This window comes from Methanobrevibacter sp. (assembly GCF_045646045.1).
In the GTDB taxonomy this organism is placed as follows: Archaea; Methanobacteriota; Methanobacteria; order Methanobacteriales; family Methanobacteriaceae; genus Methanocatella.
In genome coordinates, this window is record NZ_JAZRJY010000080.1 from 1 (window position 1) to 4,018 (window position 4,018).

Here is a 4,018-nt window from a genome sequence, read left to right on the forward strand (position 1 = left end):
ACTTTAGAAAATGATGTTGAATTCTGAAGAGATGGCATGTTTTTGAAATCAACAAAGTTTTTGAAAGAGTCTGAAATAGGGGGTAAAAATAAAAGTAATAAAAATATATATACTTCTTAGTTGTATAGTATAATTTGAGAGTTAAAAGTACTAAATATTTTGTATAGTATACGGGCAAAATCCTTTTTAAATGATTTATGGTCTTTATAATATCTATTAAACTTTAATATTTCTTTTAGCACATGATAACTTGGCATCGGTTATTAAATAGGTTAATCAATAATTATTCTTTCTTATTTTCATAAAAACAGTTTTTTAAGTAATTATTTTTTAAGGTTGTTTTGGCTGTTTTTAGGCGGGTGCTTATATTTTGTATACTATTATCGGTATATTGTTCTTTGATAAGATTCATTAACAATTTTGTGTTTTTTCATAAAGTTGCAATTTGAAAATGTTTATTATTAATGAAATTGATATCTTATAATACAATTAATAGGGAGGAATTATTTTGACTGAGAGTAATGAATTGGATTCTACTTGCGGAATTTCAGATGAAGAGCTTACTGAAAGGTTTAAGGAATCTATTAGGATAGATCAGGAAATATGTAAAGTTAAAGGACTTCCTATTGCGGGTTATGATGATGAATTGGATAGTCCATACATTGAGTATCCTGACGGAAGGAGAGTATATCCAAATGAAAAATAGGCTTCCTGAAGTTATTGTTTTTGCAGGTCCGAATGGTAGTGGAAAAACTACCATAACTCGTATGGCTAAAACTGTTGGAGTTTACATCAATGCTGATGATATAAAAAGATCTAATTCATGCAGTGATTTGGAGGCTGCATTGAAAGCTGAAGAACTTAGGGAGGCCATGATTGAGAAAAATAAAGATTTCACATTTGAAACAGTACTTTCCACAGATAGAAATCTTAAATTATTAAAAAAAGCTAAAGAAAATGGATATTTTTTAAGATGTATTTATGTTTTCACATCAAATCCTGAAATTAATAAGATCCGTGTTGATATTAGAGAATCAATGGGTGGGCACTCTGTTCCTGAAGAAAAAATCAAATCAAGATATTACAAGGCACTAGATTTGATTCCAGAATTGGTTGAAATTTGCGATATTGTCCATATCTATGATAATACAAATGTTCCATTTAGAATATTTAAGAAAAGAAAAGATGTTTACTTCCATTGGGAAAATAAGTATTGGAGTTTTTCAGACATTGAAAAGCTTACTGGGATAAAAGATTATGAAAATTGATATCAAGTATGGACGCTCATTACTATTTAATGTCATTTCATGTAAGGTATAGTGTAGGAGCTAAAAGTACATTATATTTTGTATAGTATGCGGGCAAAATCCCTTTTATGAAGTTTTTTAGATTTATAGAATGATATTATTATTTTATTTTAGATTTAACCAATTATAATGATGAAGGTAATTAAATGGAAGAATATTTAATAGAAACTCCAAGCATTGATTATATGAATTTTAATATCCGGGAAAAGGTTCGGGAATTAAAGAATCAATCAAATGATAATTTGGATTATATCAAGAGAAGTTATATCTTTGTTAGGGATGAAATTCCTCATTCATGGGATATTGAAACAAAAGTAGTTTCAAGAACTGCCAGTGAAGTGCTTGAAAATAAAACTGGAATCTGCTGGACAAAATCATGCCTTCTTGCAGCACTTTTAAGAGCAAATGGAATTCCGTCAGGCATCAGTTATCAACTGCTTACAAGAGCAGATGATGCGAGTGAGGGTTATATGATTCATGCTTTAAATACTGTGTATATTAAAGATTTAAATAAATGGATCAGGCTTGATGCTCGAGGTAATAATGAAAATATTAATGCTTATTTCAGTTTGGATGAGGAACACTTGGCTTATAAAATCCGAAGTGAACTGGGTGAAATTGACTATCATGATAATCATGCTAATCTGGATGAGAGATTGGTCAATATTCTGATGGAGAGTGAGAGTATACAAGAAATTACAACAGACTTTGAGTTTTAGTCATATTAATATCTCTTAATACTTGAGTGAAAAACATTGAAAAAAAGATTTTTAAAATTGAATAAGGATAAATTTGTTAAACAAATTTTGACACATCCTCATTCAACATGCATATCTATTGGTCGACATTGTGCGGCCAAACATCCTAAGATGTTATATGATATTATGAACCTCAAAGTATATAAAAGTTTCATTTATTACTCATTTCCAAATTAGAGCAATATTCCTTATGAAAACAATTTTATATTCTCAAATCAATCTTTATTTTTAAAAATAAGAAATTATAAATAGTTTTAAAACAAAATATCCAATTCTAAAACACTAATACAATAATGCATATTACTGGTGTTTTTATGAAGTGGAAAGAGAATTCAATTAAAAACACTCCAATCAAATTTGGAGGAATAGACATTCTTGCTGTTGAAAATATGGTTCTTGCTATCTCTTATTTTTTCCTAGCAAGTTACTATCTATTGTTGGCCATTAACTTGTTAATGTAAAACAATCTATGATGTCGAATTGGAAGCCTAGTTGGAGTTCATCCAAAATTTTCTAATTTGATAAACTGACAATTTAAATGACAATTAGCTTTAATATGTGTTTTATAGCTTCCTTTTTTACACATGGTTCCTAAAAGCATTATTTTTTCAGTTTAAAAACACCAAAATGTTTGATAAGAGTTATATGGGCTGATATTAAACATTATAATGTAAGAGTTAAAAGTACATTATATTTTGTATAGTATACGGGCAACAAGATTTTTAAATGATTTATGACATTTATAATATCTATTAAACTTAAATATTTATTTCAGCATATAATAACTTGGTATTGGTTATTAAATAGATTAATCAATCATTATTCATTCTTATTTTTATAAAAAGAGTTTTTTAAATAATTATTTTTTCATGCTTGTTTTGGCTGTTTTTAGGTGGGTGCTTATATTTTGTATAGTGTTGGTATAATATTAACTTATATGGATTGGTTAATGGCAATGAGTATGTTTCATTACCTAATTGTTTATCAATGTATTTTTGAATATGTTCTCTAATTCGATTTTAGTTTTATCATCATAGAATTCATTGCCCAAATCGGTAGTTAATGTAAACATTGCGAGTTCATAAATTACCTTATTAAGTTTTTTTCCTTTATCAGTTAATGTGTATTCAATATTTTGGTTATTTTTATCGCTGTTTCTAGTGATAAGTCCGTTTTCTTCCATTTCTTTAAGACAATTGCTTAAAACTTTATTGGATAGATTAGGTTTTCCATCTTTAAATTCATTGAAACGTTTTTTTCCAAAAAACATATCTCTTAATATTTGAATAACCCATTTTCTGCTAATCAATTCCATGGCAAGTTCCATTGGGCATTTTCCTGCTTTTTTATCATTATTCATGTAATGTCTCCTAAAACTGTTATAATATTTATTAATTAATATTAATTAGTTTTAAGTAACCTAGAAGTAACTTTATTCTTTTTATACCTGCTGAAATATATTATGATTAAATAAAAGTTTGACTTTTATTAAAATTTAAGGTGATAAATTATGAAATTTAATGCATGGAATGATAATGAGAAATTTTTCTCATCAAAAATCGCACAAAATGTAATTTCTACCGCTTGTGGTTCTGATATTAACACTGCTTGTGGCAGTGATGTGACTGCTTCTGCTTGTGGTTCTGATATTAACACTGCATACGGATCAGATATCAACACTGCTTGTGGTTCAGACAGATTTTAAGATTGTTTCAATCTTAAATCTTTTATTTTTTTATTATACTATTTTTTGGAGTTGTTTTTTTATGGCCGATTTTTTTGCATTTCAATGGCACATCCTTGACGACTGCAATCAGCGATGCAAACATTGCTATATTTTTTCAGAGGAAAACGACAAGGAATTAATAACAATGAAGTATGAGGATATGGAAATTGTTTTGGATAATTGCTTAAAATTCTGCCGGAAAACAAACAGGACACCATATTTCAGCA

At 28.1% G+C, this 4,018-nt stretch carries 7 protein-coding genes; 6 read left to right on the plus strand and 1 reads right to left on the minus strand.

Annotated features, from left to right (window positions below; all coding sequences use genetic code 11):
- The first annotated feature begins 508 nt into the window (after positions 1–508).
- The 4 genes from ACKI5C_RS05095 to ACKI5C_RS05110 all read left to right on the plus strand — a co-directional run bounded on the left by ACKI5C_RS05095 (position 509) and on the right by ACKI5C_RS05110 (position 2,526).
- Positions 509–706: a hypothetical protein gene (locus ACKI5C_RS05095; protein WP_296810468.1), complete on the plus strand. Its 198-nt coding sequence runs from the start codon at positions 509–511 to the stop codon at positions 704–706.
- A complete protein-coding gene (locus tag ACKI5C_RS05100; protein WP_407432114.1) occupies positions 696–1,268 on the plus strand; it encodes a zeta toxin family protein in 573 nt (190 codons plus the stop codon). The genes ACKI5C_RS05095 and ACKI5C_RS05100 overlap by 11 nt, the downstream gene beginning before the upstream one ends.
- A 185-nt stretch (positions 1,269–1,453) precedes the next feature.
- On the plus strand, positions 1,454–2,026 hold the full coding sequence (locus ACKI5C_RS05105) for a transglutaminase family protein (RefSeq protein ID WP_407432115.1): 573 nt from the start codon (positions 1,454–1,456) through the stop codon (positions 2,024–2,026).
- 353 nt (positions 2,027–2,379) lie between these two features.
- Entirely contained in the window at positions 2,380–2,526 is a 147-nt protein-coding gene (locus tag ACKI5C_RS05110; RefSeq protein WP_407432116.1) for a hypothetical protein, read from the plus strand.
- Positions 2,527–3,038: 512 nt separating this feature from the next.
- On the opposite strand, the gene ACKI5C_RS05115 is transcribed toward ACKI5C_RS05110, so the two are convergent.
- Complete coding sequence (locus ACKI5C_RS05115) at positions 3,039–3,425, minus strand: winged helix-turn-helix transcriptional regulator (RefSeq protein WP_407432117.1); 387 nt, start codon at positions 3,423–3,425, stop codon at positions 3,039–3,041.
- 150 nt (positions 3,426–3,575) lie between these two features.
- Between ACKI5C_RS05115 and ACKI5C_RS05120 the strand changes: the two genes are divergently transcribed.
- A complete protein-coding gene (locus ACKI5C_RS05120; RefSeq protein ID WP_407432118.1) occupies positions 3,576–3,770 on the plus strand; it encodes a hypothetical protein in 195 nt (64 codons plus the stop codon).
- A 61-nt stretch (positions 3,771–3,831) separates the two neighbouring features.
- A partial coding sequence (locus ACKI5C_RS05125) for a hypothetical protein (protein WP_407432119.1) occupies positions 3,832–4,018 on the plus strand: 187 nt, incomplete at its 3' end.